Annotated in this window: 13 protein-coding genes and 1 pseudogene; 7 read left to right on the top strand and 7 right to left on the bottom strand. The window is 65.3% G+C overall.

Translation table 11 applies throughout. The annotated features are described in order from the left end of the window. Positions 1-99: 99 nt before the first annotated feature. Together B2K11_RS11415 and B2K11_RS11410 are read right to left on the bottom strand one after the other, a co-directional pair. Entirely contained in the window at positions 100-1,311 is a 1,212-nt protein-coding gene (locus B2K11_RS11415) for a serine hydrolase domain-containing protein (protein ID WP_239525983.1), read from the bottom strand. Further along, positions 1,274-4,324 (bottom strand): glycoside hydrolase family 2 TIM barrel-domain containing protein, encoded by a 3,051-nt coding sequence (locus tag B2K11_RS11410; protein WP_163618407.1) that lies wholly within the window; start codon positions 4,322-4,324, stop codon positions 1,274-1,276. The genes B2K11_RS11415 and B2K11_RS11410 overlap by 38 nt, the downstream gene beginning before the upstream one ends. A gap of 176 nt (positions 4,325-4,500) precedes the next feature. Between B2K11_RS11410 and B2K11_RS11405 the strand changes: the two genes are divergently transcribed. Beyond that, positions 4,501-5,979 carry a carboxylesterase family protein gene (locus B2K11_RS11405; protein WP_163618406.1) on the top strand — a complete coding sequence of 493 codons (1,479 nt, stop codon included), beginning with the start codon at positions 4,501-4,503 and terminating at the stop codon, positions 5,977-5,979. A gap of 465 nt (positions 5,980-6,444) precedes the next feature. Here the strand turns inward: B2K11_RS11405 and B2K11_RS11400 are convergent, their stop codons facing one another. After that, positions 6,445-7,959 (bottom strand): MFS transporter, encoded by a 1,515-nt coding sequence (locus B2K11_RS11400; RefSeq protein WP_163618405.1) that lies wholly within the window; start codon positions 7,957-7,959, stop codon positions 6,445-6,447. Positions 7,960-7,961: 2 nt separating this feature from the next. Between B2K11_RS11400 and B2K11_RS11395 the strand changes: the two genes are divergently transcribed. Genes B2K11_RS11395 through B2K11_RS11385 form a run of 3 tightly spaced genes read left to right on the top strand, consistent with a single transcriptional unit; the run spans position 7,962 to position 11,109 of the window. Further along, positions 7,962-9,572, top strand: coding sequence for a sugar phosphate isomerase/epimerase family protein (locus tag B2K11_RS11395; RefSeq protein ID WP_163618404.1), 1,611 nt, complete (start codon positions 7,962-7,964; stop codon positions 9,570-9,572). Between the two features lie 35 nt (positions 9,573-9,607). After that, positions 9,608-10,135 carry a hypothetical protein gene (locus tag B2K11_RS11390; RefSeq protein ID WP_204260100.1) on the top strand — a complete coding sequence of 176 codons (528 nt, stop codon included), beginning with the start codon at positions 9,608-9,610 and terminating at the stop codon, positions 10,133-10,135. A gap of 5 nt (positions 10,136-10,140) precedes the next feature. After that, on the top strand, positions 10,141-11,109 hold the full coding sequence (locus tag B2K11_RS11385; protein WP_163618402.1) for an aldo/keto reductase: 969 nt from the start codon (positions 10,141-10,143) through the stop codon (positions 11,107-11,109). A 165-nt stretch (positions 11,110-11,274) separates the two neighbouring features. Here the strand turns inward: B2K11_RS11385 and B2K11_RS11380 are convergent, their stop codons facing one another. From B2K11_RS11380 to B2K11_RS11365, 4 genes are all read right to left on the bottom strand, one after another. Beyond that, positions 11,275-12,114 carry an alpha/beta hydrolase gene (locus tag B2K11_RS11380; protein ID WP_163618401.1) on the bottom strand — a complete coding sequence of 280 codons (840 nt, stop codon included), beginning with the start codon at positions 12,112-12,114 and terminating at the stop codon, positions 11,275-11,277. 353 nt (positions 12,115-12,467) lie between these two features. Continuing rightward, a complete protein-coding gene (locus B2K11_RS11375; RefSeq protein ID WP_163618400.1) occupies positions 12,468-13,085 on the bottom strand; it encodes a hypothetical protein in 618 nt (205 codons plus the stop codon). Beyond that, positions 13,085-14,011, bottom strand: coding sequence for a hypothetical protein (locus tag B2K11_RS11370; protein ID WP_163618399.1), 927 nt, complete (start codon positions 14,009-14,011; stop codon positions 13,085-13,087). Before B2K11_RS11370 ends, B2K11_RS11375 begins: the two co-directional genes overlap by 1 nt. A 458-nt stretch (positions 14,012-14,469) precedes the next feature. Then, positions 14,470-15,972 (bottom strand): glycoside hydrolase family 43 protein, encoded by a 1,503-nt coding sequence (locus B2K11_RS11365; RefSeq protein WP_239525982.1) that lies wholly within the window; start codon positions 15,970-15,972, stop codon positions 14,470-14,472. 399 nt (positions 15,973-16,371) lie between these two features. Between B2K11_RS11365 and B2K11_RS11360 the strand changes: the two genes are divergently transcribed. From B2K11_RS11360 to B2K11_RS11350, 3 genes and pseudogenes are all read left to right on the top strand, one after another. Beyond that, positions 16,372-17,397 (top strand): LacI family DNA-binding transcriptional regulator, encoded by a 1,026-nt coding sequence (locus tag B2K11_RS11360; protein ID WP_239525957.1) that lies wholly within the window; start codon positions 16,372-16,374, stop codon positions 17,395-17,397. A gap of 142 nt (positions 17,398-17,539) precedes the next feature. Further along, the gene (locus B2K11_RS11355) at positions 17,540-18,916 is read left to right on the top strand and encodes an alpha-galactosidase (RefSeq protein WP_239525981.1); all 1,377 of its coding nucleotides are present in this window, start codon (positions 17,540-17,542) and stop codon (positions 18,914-18,916) included. Then, positions 18,913-19,468: pseudogene (locus B2K11_RS11350) on the top strand (sugar ABC transporter permease); the annotation flags it as partial. The gene B2K11_RS11355 and the pseudogene B2K11_RS11350, both read left to right, overlap by 4 nt.

Here is a 19,468-nt window from a genome sequence, read left to right as displayed (position 1 = left end):
GGTTACTCGAGGTCGGCGCCCATCCCGGCATGGCGCGACCTCTAGGGCTGGAACCTTCTCATCGTCACGCGTTCGTACGGGTACTCGTGCAGGTTGGGCTCAATGCCGCTCGAGCGTCGAACGCATCGCGTCGAGGATCGGGCCGACAAGGTGAAGGTGTGACAACCGGTTGGTTACATATCCGAATCCGATGCCCCACTCAGGATCGGCGAACCCGCACTGACCGCCGGCGCCGTCATGCCCGAAGGAGCGTCGCGTCAGAAGTGGAAGTGCAGCGGACGCCAGCTGAACGCCGGCACCCCATTCATGCCCCTCGCTTGCATCCGGGTTCTCGCCAAAGGCCGTGCCGTGGCTGCGCACGCGGAGCAGACTGGCCAGCGCACCGGCCGACAGCAGCGGAACGCGCGCGACCGTCGCGGCCCAGATGCGAGCAAGACCCAGCGCGCTCGCGACGCCGCCTGAGCTGACGAGGCCCGAGCCGAGTACTCGGGCGTCGTTCAGCCCGATTCCATCGCCGACGAGCGTGGGCGGGAGCGCGCCTCCGGCGGTCAGACTAGCCGCCGCGAGTTCGCCCAAGAGCGGCACAGTCTGGGTGCTGAACAGTTCCAACTCGGGGGAGAGGGTGACATATGCGACGTCTCGCGCCTCCGATTCCGTTGGCGCGAGCGTCGCGTGCGCGGCAAGTGGCGCTGCGATCTCCCGAAGGAAGATGTCGCTGATCTCCTCGCCGGTGGCCCGGCGGACGATCTCACTGACGAGCGGGCCCCATGTCACAGGGTGGTACAGGTGCGCGCTCGCTCCGGGCCAAAGTGGCGGTTGGGCCGCCAGTCTCGCGGCGAAGGCGCGATTATCGATGAGCTCGTCCGTGCTGAGCGGTGCATCGGGGGCCACCAGGCCCGCGCGATGGGACAGGACGTCGCCAATGGTGATTCCGCTCTTGCCATGAACGCCGAACTCCGGCCAGATCCCCGCGACTTCCGCCTCGATGTCGAGGCGGCCGCGGTCGACAAGGAGAGCGACCGTGACGGCCGCCAGTCCCTTCGTCGACGAGAAGAGCACCGCCGGCGTATCAGCCGCCCAGGTCCGGCCGGTCCGGGTGTCGGCCGTGCCCGCATACACGTCGACCACGTCGCGGTCCTCGTGCCGAATCGCCAGCGCCGCACCGCCGACAGCAGGATCGACGGTCCCAGCGAAAGCGTTGACCACAGCCTCCCAGCCGTCGTCAAAATGCCCGCGCACCGTCGTAGTCTCACTGGTCATCGTATGCTCCGGCTCAGTTCGTCTGCAGCCGGAGACGCCACTGCCACTCATGCTCACTCTCGGTGATCCGATGCTGGGGCAGCGTGTCAGGGCCGAGTGCGCCGGTGCCGACGCCGCGATGGGCAACGTCGAGCGTGATGTGTGTGAGGTCGGATGGCGGGAGCTCCCACCAGTGCGCCGTTCGCTCTAGAGCATCCGTCGAGTGGCGGGAAGCCGTCATCCAGAGCGGCTGACCGGCAGTGATGTCCGCGCGCCCGGCGACGCCGCGCAATGCGAGTTCATCCACACCCCCGCGGGTTCCGTTGTCCTGCGGCCTCACATACGGGGTGGCGAGCTCGTCAATGGTCGCCGACCATCGGCCGAGCATGGCCGATGCGCGGCGGTCGGGATAGTTCTCCCACGGGCCTAGCCCAGTCCAGTCGACATGGTCGATGCCGGCCGCAAGGCTGAACTGCACGCCGACGCGGAGAACATCGACGGGTCCGTCTGGAAGCCGCACGTATTCATCGAGCAGGTAGTCATGTGTGCCGAGCACCCGGATCCGGGTGCGATGGGTGATGGCGTCGCCAAAGGCCCCTCGCAGCGTGCGCTCCACGAGCGTGGCTCCGCTCTCCTCGCGAATGTGTGTTCGCTCGACGTCCAGGCGGAACAGACCGGACTTCTCGAATCGCCCATCCAGACCGACCGATGCGTCGTTGTCGGTCTGCGCTCGCCAGAGACAGAGCTGGGGCGGCGACTGCAAGAGGGGATGACTGAGCGCCCCGTCCGGGGTGAGCGCGGCAGGCTGCGTCGAAGTAACGGCTGCGGCTGCCGGCCGAGAGGTGAGCGGCAGTGCAGTCGGTGCCAGCTGCACTTGGTGTGCGGAGAGCTCCGTGCCGGCCGGCGCCCACGCACTGTCACCTCTCAGTGTGACGACGAGAGTGAGGGCGAGGGCGTCCGCGGCGTGCAGGGCGCCGACGATCTCGGGCGGCAGCGTGACCGACTGCTCCGCACCGGGCGCGAGGTCGAGGTGCACAGCCATGTCGTCGCCCGCGCCGGAGCGCGTCTCGACGCGGATGGTGAAAGACAAGTCAGAGACGTCCGCGAAGTGGCGTCGACTGCGGATGCGCACCCTACCGGCGAGCGCCTCGGCGGCATCGGACTCGATGCGAACCGGGCTGAAGAGCCCGCGCGCCTCATATAGGGCAGGCTTCGGAGTGAGGTCGGCGAACGCGATGCCGCAGAGCAGGAAGGCTCCGTCGTTGGGCGTGTCGCCGAAGTCTCCGCCATATCGGAAGCGTCCGTCGCCCTCCGGGTCCAGTGCATGATCGAGGAACTGCCAGATGAATCCGCCCTGGAGTGCAGGGCTCGTCTCGAACAGATGCCAGTAATGCGCGAGGCCGCCGCTGGAGTTTCCGAGCGAGAATGCGTACTCGCAGGAGATCAGTGGTCGATCCGCGCGCCCGTCACGCGCATATGCCTCCAGGCCCGGGAAGGACGGGTACATGGGGCAAACGATGTCGGATGCTGAACGCCCTCCGTGCCAGTCGGCTGCGATTGCGCCCTCATACTGCAGGGGACGCGTCGGGTCCGCCCGCCGCAGCCATCCCGCCGCGGCATCATGGGCGGCGCCGTAGCCGGTCTCATTGCCCAGAGACCAGATGATGACGCTCGGATGGTTACGGTCGCGCAGCACCATGCGTTGGATGCGTTCGACGATGGGGGTGAGATACCGTGGGTCGTCAGCGATCGTGGACGTATAGGCGTGACCCTCGACGTCGGCCTCGTCCACCACGTACAGGCCGTACTCATCGCACAGGTCCAGCAGGTACGGGTCATTGGGATAGTGCGAGGTGCGAATCGCGTTGAAGTTGAACCGCTTGAGTAGGGAGAGTTCGGCGCGCATCCGCTCGCGGCTCATCACCCGGCCGGTTCGCGGGTCCACGTCGTGGCGGTTGACGCCCTGGATCAGAATCCTGCGGCCGTTAACGAGAAGGTCGGGGCCGACGATCTCGACGCGGCGGAACCCCACCCTGTATTCGACTGCGTCGATGACGGCCCCGGCGGGATCCAAGAGCTCGACGCGGAGATCTTCCAGATGAGGGCGCTCCGCTGACCACGCCTCCACAGCGAGGTCGCTCAGGCGGACCTGTGCGATCCCGGGCAGGGGTGCGGGCGCCGCTCCCGCTGCCGCGAACTGCGCGACGAAGGCGGCCATGTCAGGAGGCAGCTCGCCGCCGGCAGACATGATGCTCAGAACGTCGGGAATGTCATCCGGCAGCATGCGCGGCAGTCGCTGGGAGCGATCGCTGGGAGCCGGCGCCATGACTTGGGAGGCCGGTTCGCCACCGACCGGCGTGTCATGCTCGGCACCGAGAATAGTTGCGCGGATGCGGTAGTCGCCGCTGTGCTCGCCGTTGAGTCCGTCCGTGAACGCGTCGACCCGGAGTGAGCCGCGGGCGCTGGCAGGGTCGAAGTCAGCATGCACCAGCACGTCGATCAGCCGAGCGCGAGATGTGGTGTGGAGGCTCACTGACCGGCTGAGTCCGGAGTGCCACCACTGGTCCTGGTCTTCGATGAAGGTCTCGGCAGACCACCGGGCGACGTGGAGCTCGAGGTCGTTATCTCCAGGGTTCACGGCATTGGTGATGTCGAATTCCGCGTGGAGGTGCGAGTCCGTGCTCACTCCCACGACCGTGCCGTTTACCTGCGCGGTGAGGTGGCCCTCTGCCGCGCCGACGTGCAGGATCACGCGTTCATCGTCGCCGACCTTCGGCAGGGTGAAGCGCGTGCGGTAGACACCCACTGGGTTGTCCTCGGGGATGAGCGGGTAGACGCCGCCGAATGGCATCTCGATGTTCGTGTACTGCGGGTGACCGAACCGTTCGTCCATGGTCCACAGCGAGGGGACCTCGACCTCTGCCCATGCGTCGGCTGCCGGCGCGACGGCAGGTGATGGCAGCAGTTGGAATTGCCAGACTCCGTCGAGATTCAGTTCGGGTGACCGGCGGATGCTGCTCATGGGCTCGCGCAGGACGCCGGACGGCGCGTGATGGGTGCGGGGGGCAGGCGGTGCGGAGGTCATGGGCGTCCTTGCGATGACAGGAGAGTGATTTGAAAATCGTAGCACGCTGAGATTTATGGCTCCCGGATCGCGGCACTATCCCTACGCGTCACGGCGGCTGCACATTCTCGGGTGATACTCTGGTGAAAACTTCAGCACGATGAGAAATAACGTGCGGGCCGGGTAAGGAGAGCGAAGTGCCTCAGGAAAGTGTGACGGCAGCGACCGCTGCGGGCGCAGTCATCGGGCGTGTGATCGGTGACGCCCTCGCGTTCAGCGGAATCCCGTACGGCCGCGCGGAGAGGTTTCGCAAGCCAGAGCCGGCAAGTCCATGGTCCGAACCGTTCGATGCCACGGCGCCCGGGCCTCGCGCGATCCAGGGCGGTGAAGCTGATCCGGAGTTCGGAGGGATCCCGACTGACCTGCTCCGCTACTTCACCGGTGGCACAAGTGCCGTGGCTGAGCCGATGAACGAGGACTGCCAGGTCCTCCATATCGTCACCCCGGCCGTCGATCAGGCGGCCCGCCCCGTCCTCGTGTACATCCACGGCGGTGGATTCGACTCGGGCAGCGCGGCCCCTGTCCTGCGGTCGTCTCGCCTGGCTGTCGAGGAGGACGTCGTCGTTGTAGGAATCAACCATCGCCTCAACGTCTTCGGCTTTCTCCGGCTGGAAGAGTTCCCGGATGCCTCCAACGCCGGTCTGCTCGACATCGTCGAGGGGCTGCGCTGGGTCAGTACGAATATCGCCGCATTCGGTGGCGACCCGGCAAACGTGACGTTGTTCGGCGAGTCAGGCGGAGGGATGAAGATCGGTGCGCTGCTGGCGATGCCGACGGCCAAGGGGCTCTTCCATAAGGCGATCATCCAAAGCGGTTCGCGACTGAAAGCCGGAGACGCGGAGGTGTCTGACGCCGTCTCTGCAGCGTTGACGTCGCGGCTCGAAAAGTCCGCCCACGAGCTAGCCACCATGCCTGCCGGTGAACTCTTCGATGCATGGCAGTCGTTGGGATTGTCTCTGGCTGCCACAGTCGACGACAGATGGCTGCCCAACCCCCCGTTCGACCCGGGCGCGCCGGAAACCGCCGCCGATGTCCCGCTCATCGTGGGAAACACTCTGGATGAGTTCTCGCTCTTCTTGGCCTTTGCGGACGATGCCACCCTGGCGGCTATGGTTCCTTTCGATGGAGAGGTGCGAACGCGCATCGAGGGCGCCTATGAGAAGGACTTCCCAGACGTCTCGCACCGCCAGCGCCTGGTTCGAATCCTCAGTGACATCACCTTCGGAAACGCTGCGGTCTTGCAAGGCGAGCGCAAGGCGGCGCAAGGCGCGGCGGTATTCCGTTACGTTGTCGCGTACTCGCCCTCGGTTGCCGACGGAGCCTTCGGCGCGTTCCACGGCATGGACGTACCCTTGTTGCTGCGATCGCTTTCGAAGCCTGAACTCGAGCCCGTTGCGTTGGCCATGGGCTCCGCGTGGGCTGCGTTCGCGCGGACGGGGGATCCGAGTACGGAAGAACGCGTATGGCCGCGTTTCGACGCCGACGCTCGGTCGACGATGATCTTCGATGACGAGTCCGGCGTCGAGGAGAATCCGTATCCGAACGTGCGCGGTGTCTGGGCGGAACTGCCGACCACGATGTCAATTCGTGAGTCACTTGGCAACGGCGTCCTTTGACGCGGAAAGCCTGGGGACTGGACGGTCGACCGGTTCGAGCATGACTACCTGAACAGGCACGCCGAGAATGCCACTGCGGCATATTGCATAACGCGGAGGCACGCACTCGCTTAACGGGTGATGAGTGAGCGCAAGGCCCAACCCGGCGAGCTATAGCGCGCAACTAGGAGGTCCGGGCCCGGGCAGCTGGTGCGCGCGGACGTGGAGAAGCCGGGGCCAATGCCCGACGGCGGCTGACGATCTGAGCCGTACACGGCATCCGTCAGAAATTCATGAGACCCCCTGCCCTGGCAGAACGGGAAGGTCGAGACTCAACCGCACCCTGCGGATCGGGCGGCCTGCCGGCAACCAATCGACCTCGAACGCCGATCGCACGGCAGCCGACTGCCGCCAACGTCGTGACCCGGTACAGCCGGCACGCTCCACACCGGCGTGACGCACGATGTGGAGCGTGACCCCAGACGTTCAGTAAACGCGCGAGATTTGCGCCTCACATTCGTCGCGCGTGATCTCGCCGGCGTTGCACTTCGCCATCAGTGCGGCATCCGCGTCGCGAAGCCGGTACAACGACAGAACGCCCGCGCAGGCCAGGGCTCCAAGCGCCGGAACGAGCGTAACCGTGATCCACAGCGCCGCGAGAGCGCTGTCAGGTTGCGTGACGTTCTGCGCTTGCAGCTCGGCGAAGGAATCCGCCTGGATGGTGACCCATCCTCCGAGACCGAGGATGAAGAACGCGATCGCCGAGGCTACCCCGGCAGTCGCCTTCTGGACGAAACCGTCCAACGCGTAGAAGATGCCCGCGCAGTCCTGCCCTGTCTTGTAACGGGTGTAGTCGATGGTGTCGGGGATGAGGAAGGTGCGCATGATCGTATGCAAGGCATTAGGGATCGCCCCGATGGTCATGAACAGGATCACGAGGAAGAGGTTCCCGGGCCCGACGAAGAAGAGGGCCAGCGAGCACGCCGCTGAGAGCAGTGCGAAGACCACGATGGCGTTGCGCTTGCCCATGCGGTGTGCGATCCGGTCAGCGAAGAACTGGAGAATGAGGCCGGGGATGAAGGCGATGAGCACGGGCAACGTCAGAACCATGGAGTTGTTGAACAGGAAGAACGCCGCGAAGATGCTTGTCGTCAGGATGGTCAGGCTCACCCCGGTCACGACATCGCTGGCGAGAAGGATCAGCATGAACTTGTTGGTTCGGACCGCTTTCAGCATCTCCCGGAACGTGTAGGTCGGCGGCGCGGTCTCGTCGGTGTTCTTGAGTTCCACGTTGTGCTCGACGACCTTCCGAGTGAGGGGCGTCATCAGGACCAGGGCGATAATCGCTGATCCGATCGCGACCGCGGAGATCGGCAAACCGACGAACTCGCTGATCATGAACTGCCATACGAGCCCCACGCTCACACCTACGAGGAGAAGTAGAACGCCTCGCATCTTGAGGAGATTGTCACGCTCGCTGACGCGATCCGTGAGCGTCATCACCAACGTGTACATGGGTAGCTGCGACAGCGTGCCGGCCAGGTCGAAGAGCAGGTAGGCGACCGCGAACCATGCCAGCTTCGCCCCTTCCGGCATGTTCGACGGCATCGCGAAGAACAGCACCGTGGCGAGCGGCAGGAGGAAGAATGTGACGCGATACCAAGGAAGGTACTTGCCCGAGCCGGCGAGCTTCCGAAGGAACTTCAGCTGGGCCGGATTGATTCGGTCCACGAAGTACCCGATGGCAAGGTCGTCGACTGCGTCGATGATCTTGACGATGAGGATCACGGTTCCAACCGCCGCGAGACTCAACCCCTGGAACATCAGGTAGATGCTGAGAAAGAAGGCCATGATGCTGGCGCCTGTGGTCCACCCGATTCCGCTGAGGTAGTAGCGCAGGCGTTCGCTCCGCGACATGCGCCATGTCGCACGTTCCGCTTTCCGCGACATGGATGCACTCACACTGGGCGACGAAACGGTGGTGGCGTCATTACTGACCACGCGTGATCCTCCTTGATCATGGAGCGCCGGGCGCTGGAATTTTTTACACTACACATAAATTCGGTTGCACCCTAGGCCAGTGGATCGAGGCCGGCGCCCACGGCCCCGCAGCGTGGCAGGCGAAGGCCACGGCGCCGCGTGTGCAACGCCCGGGTCCAGACGTGTGGGGGGTCTTGCCATATAGCGTGAAAAAAGCCCAAATGTGTGGTTTTGTGGTGCACCATGGAGACAGCGAGATCTCGGTCACCGCACCAGCGCGCAGGGTGCGCTCGCCAGAGGCGACGGGCTGGGACATGACGGCCGCAGCTGTGCCCGCAGCGCCATTCACCCCGCAGTGGACGATGCTGACGTTCCCGTTTGCACGCGAGATCTGCGTCGGGCGCATGAAACTGAACTCGCTGTTCGCTCTCGCGCGCTCGCGCGGGCTCACCGGACTTGACATGTTCGCCGTCGAGATCTGGCTCTACGGCGCGAAGCGCGTCAAGCACGGACTCGATCAGAACGAGCTCACGCTGTCGAGTCTCATCGTAGGCGTCGGCTTCCTTGCCGACTCGGCAAAGATGAGCCGCAAGATCGAAAAAGCGGTGCGCACCGCGAAGAGGTTCGGATGCAGGCGCATCATGCTCGCGCCGATGGATGCGTTGACGTCGGGCAAGGGCTGGGCGCAGGTGTCGGAGCGCGACAAGCTCGAGCACTACGTACGCGGATTCGGGCTCGCTGTTGACATCGCGAGCCGGAGTGGAATCGAGATCCTCGTCGAGGACACACCGACAATCGGCTCGGCACTGTCGTCGGCGGCCGACTGCCGGGCACTTCTGGATCGCGTTCCTGGTCTCGGTCTCGTCTACGACACGGGCAATATGATCCCGTCCGGCGACGACCCCATCGAGTTCTTCCACGCGACGAAGGACCGGATCCGCTATGTGCATCTGAAGGACGTCGAGGTGGCGGACAAGGGCACCGGAGATCGCACGGTCGACGGCCGCCACGTGGAACTGCGCGCGTTCGGCGACGGTATCGTGCCGCTCGCCGAGATCGTGCAGCTAATCGCGGCCGACGGATACCGCGGCCCGATGGCGATCGAGTACATGCGGCCGCCCAGCGGCGCCTCGCTATCGGCACACAGCGCCCAGCTTGATCGCTTCGTCGGAGCTGCCCGGGCGCTGGTCGAACCGCTGTCGCCCGAGCCGGTGCTGACGCCGGTCCCGCCGTTCCGGTGGGCGTACGTCGGGTCGGGCGCGATCGCAAAGTCCACGTCGCGCCAGATCCTGCGCACGACGCGCCACGAGATCGCGACGGTGTTCTCGCGCAACGCTGAGAAGCGCGCCGCATTCGCCAGCAAAGTCGGCGCTCGACCTGCGCCCACCCTCGAGGCAGCGATCAACGATCCCGCCGTGGACGGTTTTATATCGCGTCCCCGGCCAACAGCCACGCGGAGCTCACCTTGCGAGCGATCGCGCTGGGCAAGCCGATCCTCCTCGAGAAGCCCTTCACGGTCGACCACGCGAGCGCCGAGCAACTGTTCACTTTGGCTAAGGAAAGTGACGTCTACCTCGCTGAGGCGATGTGGACGTGGTTCTCTCCAGTCGCCCGACAGGTCAGGACCTGGGTGAATGGCGGACGGATCGGCGACGTCAAGGATGTCCAGGTGACGATCGCGCTCGGCATCCTCCCGTTCGTCCCACGCCTCAAGGACGCGTCACTCGTGGGCGGGGCCCTTCTGGACCTCGGCATATACGGGACCAGCTACGCGGTCAACCTCTTCGGTGTCCCCGACCGCATCGAGGCGACTGGCGAGATGAAGTACGGCGTCGATGTGGACGAGGAGATCACGTTCCACTACGACAGCGGTCCGACGGTGCGCATCGTGATCTCGATCGTGAAATCGAAGGGCGAGATGATCACCATCAACGGGACGAAGGGCATGATCAAAGTGCCCGGATTCCACGGCGGCGGCAAGGCCATGCTGATCCCGGGGAGGGGTCGGCGCGTCGTGTTCCACGGAAATGGCGGCTACGACAACGAGTTTGACCTCGTCGCCCGGGAAATGCGTGCCGGATGCACGGAGAGCGCCTATGTCACCCCCCAGATGACGCTCGACAACCTCAAGGTGCTCGACGAGTGCCGGCGTCTGCTGGGCATCCGGTACCCGTTTGAGGCAGCGGTCGACACATGAGCGGAATGACCTTCGGGCACTTTCCCGGTGCGAGGAAGCCCGTCGCGCGCATCCTTTACGGCACCGCGCGCAAAGAGATCATGCTCGGCGGGCGCTCGGCCTTTCGGCTGCTGGACGAGGTCGCGGACGTCGGCGCGACCTCGATCGAGACAGCGCGGGCCTACCCCGGATCCGAGCGCACCATCGGCCGATGGATGCGGGAGCGCGGTAACCGCGAGTCGGTGGTCATCGTCACCAAGGGTGCCCACGGAAGGGGTAGGAAGGGCCGTGTCACGCCCGCCGACATCCGGTCCGACGTCGCGACATCCCTGAAGCAGCTCGGCACGGATCGTGTGGAGGTCTACCTGCTCCACCGCGACGACCCAAACCAGCCCGTCGGTCCGATCGTCGAGGTGCTGAACGAACTGCATGTCGAGGGAAGGATCGGGGCGTTCGGCGGCTCCAACTGGACGCACGAGCGCATCCAGTCCGCCAATCAGTACGCGCTCGAGCACGGCTTGGTGCCGTTCGCCGCCTCGAGTCCGAACTTCGGTCTCGCCGAACAGGTCGAAGCGGCGTGGGATGGCGTCCTCACAATCTCCGGTCCATCGAACGTCGATGCACGCGAATGGTACGCGTGCAACGATATGCCGATAGTCGCGTGGTCGAGCATGGGGCGCGGTTTCTTCTCCGGCCGCATCAAGAGCGACCATCCCAATGAGGCCAAGAAGCTCCTCGACGGTGCTGCCCGGCGGGGCTTCGCCCATCCCACCAACTTCGAACGCCTCGAGCGCGTCGAGAAGGTAGCGGACGAGAAAGGGTACTCCGTGGCGCAGATAGCCCTCGCCTGGGTGCTCAACCAGCCACTCGATGTCTACCCCGTCGTCTCAGCGTCCAGCGGCCGCCGCATGCAGCAGAACATCGATGCACTCGGCATCCGGCTCACGCCCAACGAGCTGTCCTACCTCGACCTGGCGCGGGCCGCCGCGTTGTAGGACCGACCCTTGTCTCCGATCCGTCCACGGATCCGGTAGGTAGCTCCTCATCGCGGACTTCAGCGTGGTTTGCTCGACGGATCCCGGATCGCCACCTGTTGTGCTTGTCGAGCACCGTTGACGCGACGGGATTCGACGCGGACGCTGCCGTTGCGGCTCTCTTCCTCAACCCGCCGGCACGGAGTCCAGGAAGTGCACCATGCGGTCGAAGGCGTCGACCGCGATCTGGTCGCCGGCGGGCAGGCCGCCCAAGAGGCCATGACCTGCCTCTGATCCGTCGTCGCGGCGTTCGTAGAAGAACTCGTGCCGCACGCCGTGTTCCTTGAGTGCATCGCCGAGGAGTTCCATGTCGTGTGCATAGCCATTGCCGTCGTAATTGCTTCCGAGCAGGAATGACGGGGGGTACAGGGCTGTGACGTCGTCGATGGGGTTGTAGCGCGCCCGGTCGGCCGCGCTGGGATGAAGGGTGCCGTCGATGTAGTTTCCAACCAGGATCATCGTGGCCAGATCGAAGTCGTCGATCGCGAGCGGTCCGTCGTCGATGATGAGCGAACGGACGCTGTCGAGCGGGATTGAAGGGACCAGGTCGAGGAGAGCCGCGTAGCTCGGATTGGCCAGCGCTGCGCCGTACTGTGCTGTCATGATGGCCCCCGCTGAGGAGCCCATGAGAATGACGTTGTCCATGTCGAGTCCGTACTCAGCGGCGTGATCGCGGAGGAATTCCAGGGCCTCGTTCAGCTGGTGGACAGGGGTCGGGAACCGGTACTGAGGGACGAGTGCGTAGTTGACGTTGACGAACGCGAAGCCCCGTTCCACCATTCGGTCGGGGAAGAAGTTCACGTCGCTGTCAACAGCCAACGGGTCGCCCAGGACCTTGTCGCCCCCGAAAAAACCCCCTCCGTGCGTGTAGACGATGGTGGGCAGGGGGGCATCCGGGCTATCCGCGGGGTAGGAGATGTCCAGGTGGCTGTTCGGAAACTCCGTGCCGTACTCCAGGTCGTTCACGTATCGGATTCCGTTATCGCGGAGGTGTTCGGCCGGGGGGTTCCGCGGCTCGTACGAGTTCTGCGACTGATAGCCCTGGAAGATGCCGACAACGATCTGCGTGTTGTTTGCGACGAGGCGGCTGCGATGACAGACAAACCGACGACGGCGATAGCAGCGATCAATAGGCGACGAGGCCACTTTCGGCGACGGAGTGCAGGGGACGGGGGCTGGCTCGCCGTGTGGGACATGTGTTCCACTTTGACCCACGAATTTATGAGGAAACTGAAAAATCAATCTGCAGTGTCGCGCCGGCTGCAGTCGAGCGGGCGGCGACAGAAGAGGGGGCGCCGCCGCGCCCCCTCTTCCAGATGTCAGGCGAGCGCGAGCTCGCGAGTCCGGTTCCGGTGGTTGATCCGATGGCCGATCCAGAAGCCGACTGCGATCAGTGCGATCAGTGCGGCGATGGCAAGTCCCGACGTGAGACCGGGTGCCATACCGCCAGCGATGCCCGACAATGCCTTGCCCCCATCGGCGAGTGCGCCATTACCCTCCGCGAGAGCGGAGGCGCCGTCGTTCAACCCGGTGCTTCCGTCAGCCAAAGCCACTGCTCCGTCGGAGACGGCGATGACCCCATCGTTCAGCGCTCTGACACCTGTTGCAAGGCCCGAGGCTCCCGTCGCGAGTGCTCCCACTCCATCTGAGAGGGCGGATGCCCCCGTGGACATCGCACCGCTGCCGTCTCGCAGGGCGGCGACGCCGAGCGCCAGCCCGCCTGCGCCGGTCGTCAGGGCATCCGCTCCGCTAGCCAGCCCGACGCTGCCGTCCCGGAGTGCTGCAACGCCGAGCGCCAGCCCGCCCGCGCCGGTCGCCAGGGCATCCGCTCCGCTAGCCAGCCCGACGCTGCCGTCCCGGAGTGCTGCAACGCCATCAGAAAGTCCGCGAGCGCCAGTGGCGAGAGCGGCTGCGGCGCCGTCCGGCCCCGCCAGCATCACGGTTCCGGGCCAGCCCAGCGCGGCATCACCGTCGACCAGTCCGTTGGCACCGACCAGAACTGCTCGGCTGTCGCCGCGCCGACTACCAGGCTGGTGGCAAAGTCGTCAGCGGCCTCAGCCGCCGGCGTGAGGACCCCGACGTTGGTCTGCAGGTTCGCGGCCGTGGTCACCAGTTGCTGCAGTTCGATGTTGGTGGGGTCTGCCGCGGCCATAGCCTCCAGTGAGGCGAGCAGTTCTGCTGACTCCTCGGCAGCTGCAGAGGCGGCGCTGCTGACTGCGGCACCGTTCTGGGACTGAAGGAGCGTCGAATCGGTGACACCGGCGGCGAGCATGTCGCGCATCGTTTGTACGCCGGCTCTCACCCCGCCCGCGAACGCATGTGTGGCATCCACTCCCGCGGCCAAGCCCGCGGCGCCCGTCGCAAGAGCGGCGGCGCCGTCGGCTGCCCCGGTCGCGCCCTGTGCGAGGGCGTCTGCACCGGAAGCCAGCGCGCCCGAGCCCTCGTGTACAGCGGCGGCGCCGTCCGCCGCCCCGCTCGCGCCCTGTGCGAGCGCGCCTGCACCGGAAGCCAATGCCCCCGAGCCGTCGTGGAGAGCCGCGGCACCGGTGGCAGCCGCGTCTGATCCGGCGAGCAGTCCCGCCGCGCCCAGAGCGAGCCCGCTCGCGCCAGTAGCGGCACCTTGGGCGCCTGTGGCCAACGCGTCTGCGCCGGTCGATGCGGCGTCGGCGCCGGCCTTCAGCCCCTTGGAGCCCTCCGCCAACCCGGAGGCCCCCGACGCCAAGGCGTCGGTTCCGGAGGCGAGGGCGACCGATCCCTCTGCGGCGGCGCCGGCTCCCTTCGCGAGGCCGTCCGACCCGCTGGCCAGCATCGTGGAGCTGAAGATGCTGTAGGCGGCGAGGATGCCGAGGGCAATGCTCAGCAAGATCACAGTGACGCGCATGCCAGTGCCGTGCGTGTGGTGAACAGATTTCATCGTTGAAATTCCTGTCAGTGTCCATGAGGTAAAATATGGGTTTACTTCAGTATTCGAAAAGTACACCACGGCGCGGTTGTGAATATATGAGGCGAGTAACATTTATGTCTCGATTACCACGACGACGCCCGGTGAGCGCTTACCGGTTCGAACCTGATCCGACATCGCCGGCGCTCGCTGGATAGCGCATCCGCGGCATCGACATGGCGAGCTGCGAACAGACGCCGCAATGGGGCCTGAAATCCACTCGCCCACCTGCACAAGCCCCTCAGTGAGCAGGTCTGACAAGCCGTCTTCGACAGAACCCCGTCGTCACTCATCCCCGCGCCGCACCGATTACTCACCCGCTGAGGTGCTCGAACCGGCTCCCGACGGTCCCCGATCTCCGTTGCCCGCGCGAAAGCGGACTACGCGAGCGACGCCATGGGATGCGCCAGCCCGCTCTGCGAGTTCGCGCCTTCTGTGCCGCGGCAGTAGCGAACTGTGTGGAAGGCGATCTGGGAGGCGTCGCCGGCGGCGATATTGAAGATTCCGAGCGTCACGCCGACGAAGCCGCCTGCAGTCTCGGTGCTCAAGCTGGTGCGAGGCAGGCGTGCGACTACGTCATGCCGGTCGCTCGTGGCTGCCGTTACCGCGTAGTGCGTTTCAGTCATCCGGATGCCGACTCGTACGTGCCCTGAAACGGCGAGTTCTCCGAGGAGTGTTGAACCTGATTGCTGCGCATGCGTCGCGCGAAGGACGACCCCGGTGTCCCTCCTGACGAGGCTGACAGTTAGGCGTGCCCCGCTGCCCTGCAGTGCTGCCAGCCCCGCCTCGTGAGCAATGATCTCGTCCGTGTCGATGCCAGCTTCGAACGAACCCATGTGGTGGTCTTGCCGAACGCCGAGGAATGCGGGTGATTCGGCGGAGTCCAACGGAGCGGGGCGGGGTGTCAGCACGATGCGCTGATCGGCGACCTCCGCCTCGACCGGTCCACGCAGGCTGATCCAATCCTCCGATGATCGTGCTCGGCCAGCCGGGGCGGCTCCTTCTACAATGCGACCTTCACCTGGCGCGAATACTGGTCCCGTCCGACTCCACTGAACCGGAACGACAAATGTCTCTCGCCCGAGCGTGTGGTGACCGTCGATGGGCCGCACGCCTAGCACCACGGCCCAGGATCGGCCGTCGGAGCCATCGACGATGTCGGCGTGGCCAACGTTCTGGACGGTGGCGTGATCGCCGAGGTGCCGGTGAGTGAGGAGCGGGCTGCGGGGATCGGTCCGGTAGGGTCCAGTGATCTCGGTGGCGCGCGCTGCAGTGACGGCATGGTTCCGCTCGGTCCCGCCTTCTGCGCAGATCAAATGGTACGTACCATCACGTTTGTATAGATGCGGGGCTTCGACCCACGTCCCGGTGGCCGCGCCGTGCCAGAGGATGAAGGTCGGTCCAATGAGCGCGCCCGCGCTGGGGTCGAATTGACGCATCCAGATCTCGCCGGGCCCGCTCGCGTGTGGCGAGGTGGCGTCCCGGGCGGCGGTGAGGAAGACCTTTCCGTCGTCGTCGAAGAACAGCGATGGATCGATTCCGTCGCCGTCCAGTTGGCGCGGTGACGACCACGGCCCTTCGGGACGTGTAGCCGTGGTGACGTATAACCCGGCGCCCGTGCGGCCTGCTGCGACGGTGAACACGATGTAGAAGACGCCGTCTGCGTGGCGGATTGTCGCAGCCCAGATACCGTCGGAGACGTCGACCGGCCCTAGTGAAGGCCATGACTCGTCGATAAGCGCGTGCCCTATGAGATCCCAGTGGTGGAGGTCGCTACTGCGATAGATGGGCAGGCCGGGGTAGAACGCGAAGGTGGACGTCACAAGATAGAAGCTGTTGTCGACGCGACATATCGACGGGTCGGGGTGCCACCCGGGCAGCACGGGATTCGGCGATGTCAACCGGCCGTTCCTCTCAAGAGTGTTCGCGTCGGATTATCCGATGGTAACGTTTCCAAAGTACAGGGATGCTCAGGCAGATTCGACCCGCGGCGCGTCGAAGGAGCATGGTCTGGATTTGGACTCCTGGAAGACCATCCGGCGGGCTCGTCGTGAGTAGCAGTGGCCCGCGGCGTTGAATGTGACCGAGATCGGCTGGGTGATCACAACAAGGTGTTGCGGGGGCCACTAGAGATGGGGTTCGCGGCAGCCCGAGTGGCGGCTAGACGACATGGGCACCAACTGGTTGCTTGCGAAGGCGTGTGCGCTCCCCAAGCGCTCGCGGCCGAGTCGGTTCGGGCATAGTGGTCGAACATCCTGTCGTGGGGATAGAGGAGTGAGCGCGTGCCGGATTCCAAGAAGTCGAAGGCGCCGAGCATGGTGGACGTTGCGCGCGAAGCCGGTGTCGCCCTCGTGACCGTCAGCCGGGTCCTCAACGAGCCGGATGCGGTGCGCCCGGACACGCGACGACGAGTGACGGACGCGATCGCACGCCTCGGCTACCGACGGAACGACGTCGCGCGCGCGCTCAAAAGTGGCCGGTCCACGACGATCGGGGTCGTCATCGCTGGGTCCGAACTGTTCGAACTGCCGCGCATCCTGCGTGGCGTTGAGAGTGCGGCACGGCAGGGCGGCTACTGGGTCAATATGGCCAGCTGGCAGGAAGGCTCCAACGAGGAGCTTGTGACGGCAGTGGAACGGCTCGCGAGCCAGGCTGTCGAGGGAGTGGCGATCATCGCCGATCGCCCTGTTGCGGCTGCCGCGCTCGAACAGCTGATGACGCGCGTCCCTATCACGGTCGTGATGTCGGGCGAGCTGCGTAACCCATCGATCGGCTCCGTCGAACTCGACCAGGAACTCGGGGCGCGGTTGGCGACCGAGCACCTACTTGACCTCGGACACCGAGACATCGTGCACCTGACAGGGCCTCTCGACGTGTTCGATGCGAAAGCGCGCCTGAATGGCTGGCGGAAATCGATGGAACGCGCCGGAGTCGACGACCCCCTTCACGCCGAAGGCGACTTCTCGGCCGCAAGCGGGTTTCGCCTGACGCAGGAGCTGCTCACCCTCAACCGAATGCCTACTGCGATATTCGCGGCGAATGACCAGATGGCGATGGGCGTGCTGTCCGCCTTGGCGCAGCATCAGGTGGCCATCCCCGAAAAGATCTCCGTTGTCGGGTTCGATGACATCGCGGGATCCGAGTACCTCGTTCCATCGCTGACCACGGTGCGACAAGACTTCGTTGCGCTTGGCCGCACCTCCGTCGAGTTGCTGCTCGGCATGATCGGGGGAGCGGCGGCAGCGCACTACTTCATCGCTCCCACGCTCATCGCGAGAGACAGCTCCGGGCCCGTTCCGTCTCACTGAAGCCAGCGGCAATGTCCTCGAGATGCCCTCATGTGACGCTTGACGAATGGCAACGTTTCCATCAGGATGGGGCGCATCCCGATATGGGGTACGACAGCCCGCCGCAGTTAAAGGAGAGATCGTGAGCCAGGCCATTCCTCGCATGGATGCAGGGGAGAAGATCGCGGCCAGGGTCGCTCCGCCGATGGGCTGGAACAGCTGGGACTGCTACGGCACCACGGTGACCGAGGCGGAGGTGCTGGCAAACGCCGAGTTCATGGCGGGTCACCTTCTGCCGTACGGGTGGGACACGGTAGTCATCGACATCGACTGGGCGGATCCGACGGCCCGCTCGCACGGCTACAACGCGGAAGCACCACTCGCGATGGACGACTGGGGCCGTCTCATCCCCGATCCGGGCCGCTTCCCAAGTTCTTCCGACGGTGCCGGCTTCGGCCCGCTCGCGGACACATTGCGCTCGTGGGGCCTGCGTCTCGGCATCCACACGATGCGCGGCATCCCGAGGCGCGCGGTCGAACTGGACTTACCGGTCCTCGGCACGACGTGGCGCGCATCAGAAATCGCTGACCGGAACAACGTCTGCGAATGGAACCCGGACATGTTCGGGCTGCGGCACGATCACCCCGGAGCGCAGGCGTACTACGACTCGACGCTGAAGCTCTACGCAGGGTGGGGTGTCGACTTCATCAAAGCCGACGACATGCTGTGGCCGTATCAAGCCGACGACATCGAGGCATACGCTCGCGCCATTGTGCGGTCAGGACGCGACATCCAACTCTCGCTGTCGCCGGGGCGCGATCTGTCGCTCGCCCGTGTCGATCATCTGCGCGATCACGCCACGATGTGGCGGGTCTGCGACGACCTGTGGGATCGATGGGAGGACGTCGAAGCGAATTTCGCTCGCCTCGCGCGCTGGGCTCCTTACGCCACGGAAGCCGGCTGGCCGGATGGTGACATGCTGCCGCTGGGTCGTATCGGGATCCGTGCTGAGCGGGGTGAGCCTCGCGATGACAACCTGACTCCAGCGGAGCGAATCACCCTCATGACGCTGTGGGTGATCGCCCGTTCCCCGCTCATGATCGGTGGTGACCTGCCTTCCACTGACCCGAGCACGATCGCGCTGTTCACCAACGGGGCGGTGCTCGATGTGCTGAGGTCCTCGTCGGGAAACCGTGAGTTCTTTCGTGAGGGCGATCTCGTGGTCTGGGGCGCGTCGGCAGGGCTCGGCGGCCGCTATGCAGCCGTCTTCAATCTCGCGGACGAGCCGAGAGAAGTCGTCGTGGACGTTCAGAACCTCGGATTCGCACCAAACGCCCGCGGATCGATCCGCGAACTATGGACCGATCAGGTCATCCCGCTCGCCTCGGTAAGAGCCCAGTCAAACGATGCGCGGGGCGTTGCCCCGGGAAGTGTTGCGCTTACGCTCCGACTCGATCGCCACGGGGCGGCTCTGCTACTCGACGCCGGAACCGAGAGCCTCCCGCGGCTGAACGACGGCATCGGCGAAGACCTCCGATGACCACGCAGGCCCAGGCGCAGACGGTCTTCCAGGAGGCGGCCGTCCACAACCTCGATCAGAACGCGAAGAAGCGGCGCGGCCGGCGGCTGCGGCCCGCGGGCAGCCGGACCTCGTTCACGCTGTTCCTCTGCATCGTCCCCTTCCTCGTCCTGGCCTTCCTGTTCTCGTACCTGCCGCTGTACGGCTGGATCTACTCGCTGTACGACTACAAGCCGGCGCTCGGGATCGAGGGCAGCGAGTTCGTCGGTCTGCAGTGGTTCCAGATGCTGGTGAGCTCGCCCACGCAGATGGCCCAGATCGGCCAGGTGCTGATGAACACCTTGGCGATCAGCTTCCTGGGGATCGCGACATCCGTCCTGCCGCTCTTCTTCGCGATCCTGCTCAACGAGATCAAGGCGCCCTGGTTCCGCAGCTCGGTGCAGACCCTCACGGCGCTCCCGAACTTCATCTCGTGGGTGCTCGTCTACATGATCGCCTTCTCGCTGTTCTCTAGCTCGGGGCTCGTCAATGACGTCCTCAACGACGCGGGCCTTATCACCACGCCGATCAAGT

The organism is Microbacterium sp. B35-30 (genome assembly GCF_010634855.1).
Classification (GTDB): Bacteria; Actinomycetota; Actinomycetes; order Actinomycetales; family Microbacteriaceae; genus Microbacterium.
The sequence above is the reverse complement of the archived record's forward strand: the minus strand, read 5'-3'. Positions and strand labels throughout refer to the sequence as shown.

What these genes read in the sequence shown, in the direction of transcription:
- B2K11_RS11375 (WP_163618400.1), bottom strand. Translation starts at nt 13,085, where the DNA reads ATGCTGGCGGGGCCGGACGGCGCCGCAGCCGCTCTCGCCACTGGCGCT.
- B2K11_RS11385 (WP_163618402.1), top strand. Translation starts at nt 10,141, where the DNA reads ATGACCTTCGGGCACTTTCCCGGTGCGAGGAAGCCCGTCGCGCGCATC.
- B2K11_RS11410 (WP_163618407.1), bottom strand. Translation starts at nt 4,324, where the DNA reads ATGACCTCCGCACCGCCTGCCCCCCGCACCCATCACGCGCCGTCCGGC.
- B2K11_RS11415 (WP_239525983.1), bottom strand. Translation starts at nt 1,311, where the DNA reads ATGAGTGGCAGTGGCGTCTCCGGCTGCAGACGAACTGAGCCGGAGCAT.
- B2K11_RS11355 (WP_239525981.1), top strand. Translation starts at nt 17,540, where the DNA reads ATGGATGCAGGGGAGAAGATCGCGGCCAGGGTCGCTCCGCCGATGGGC.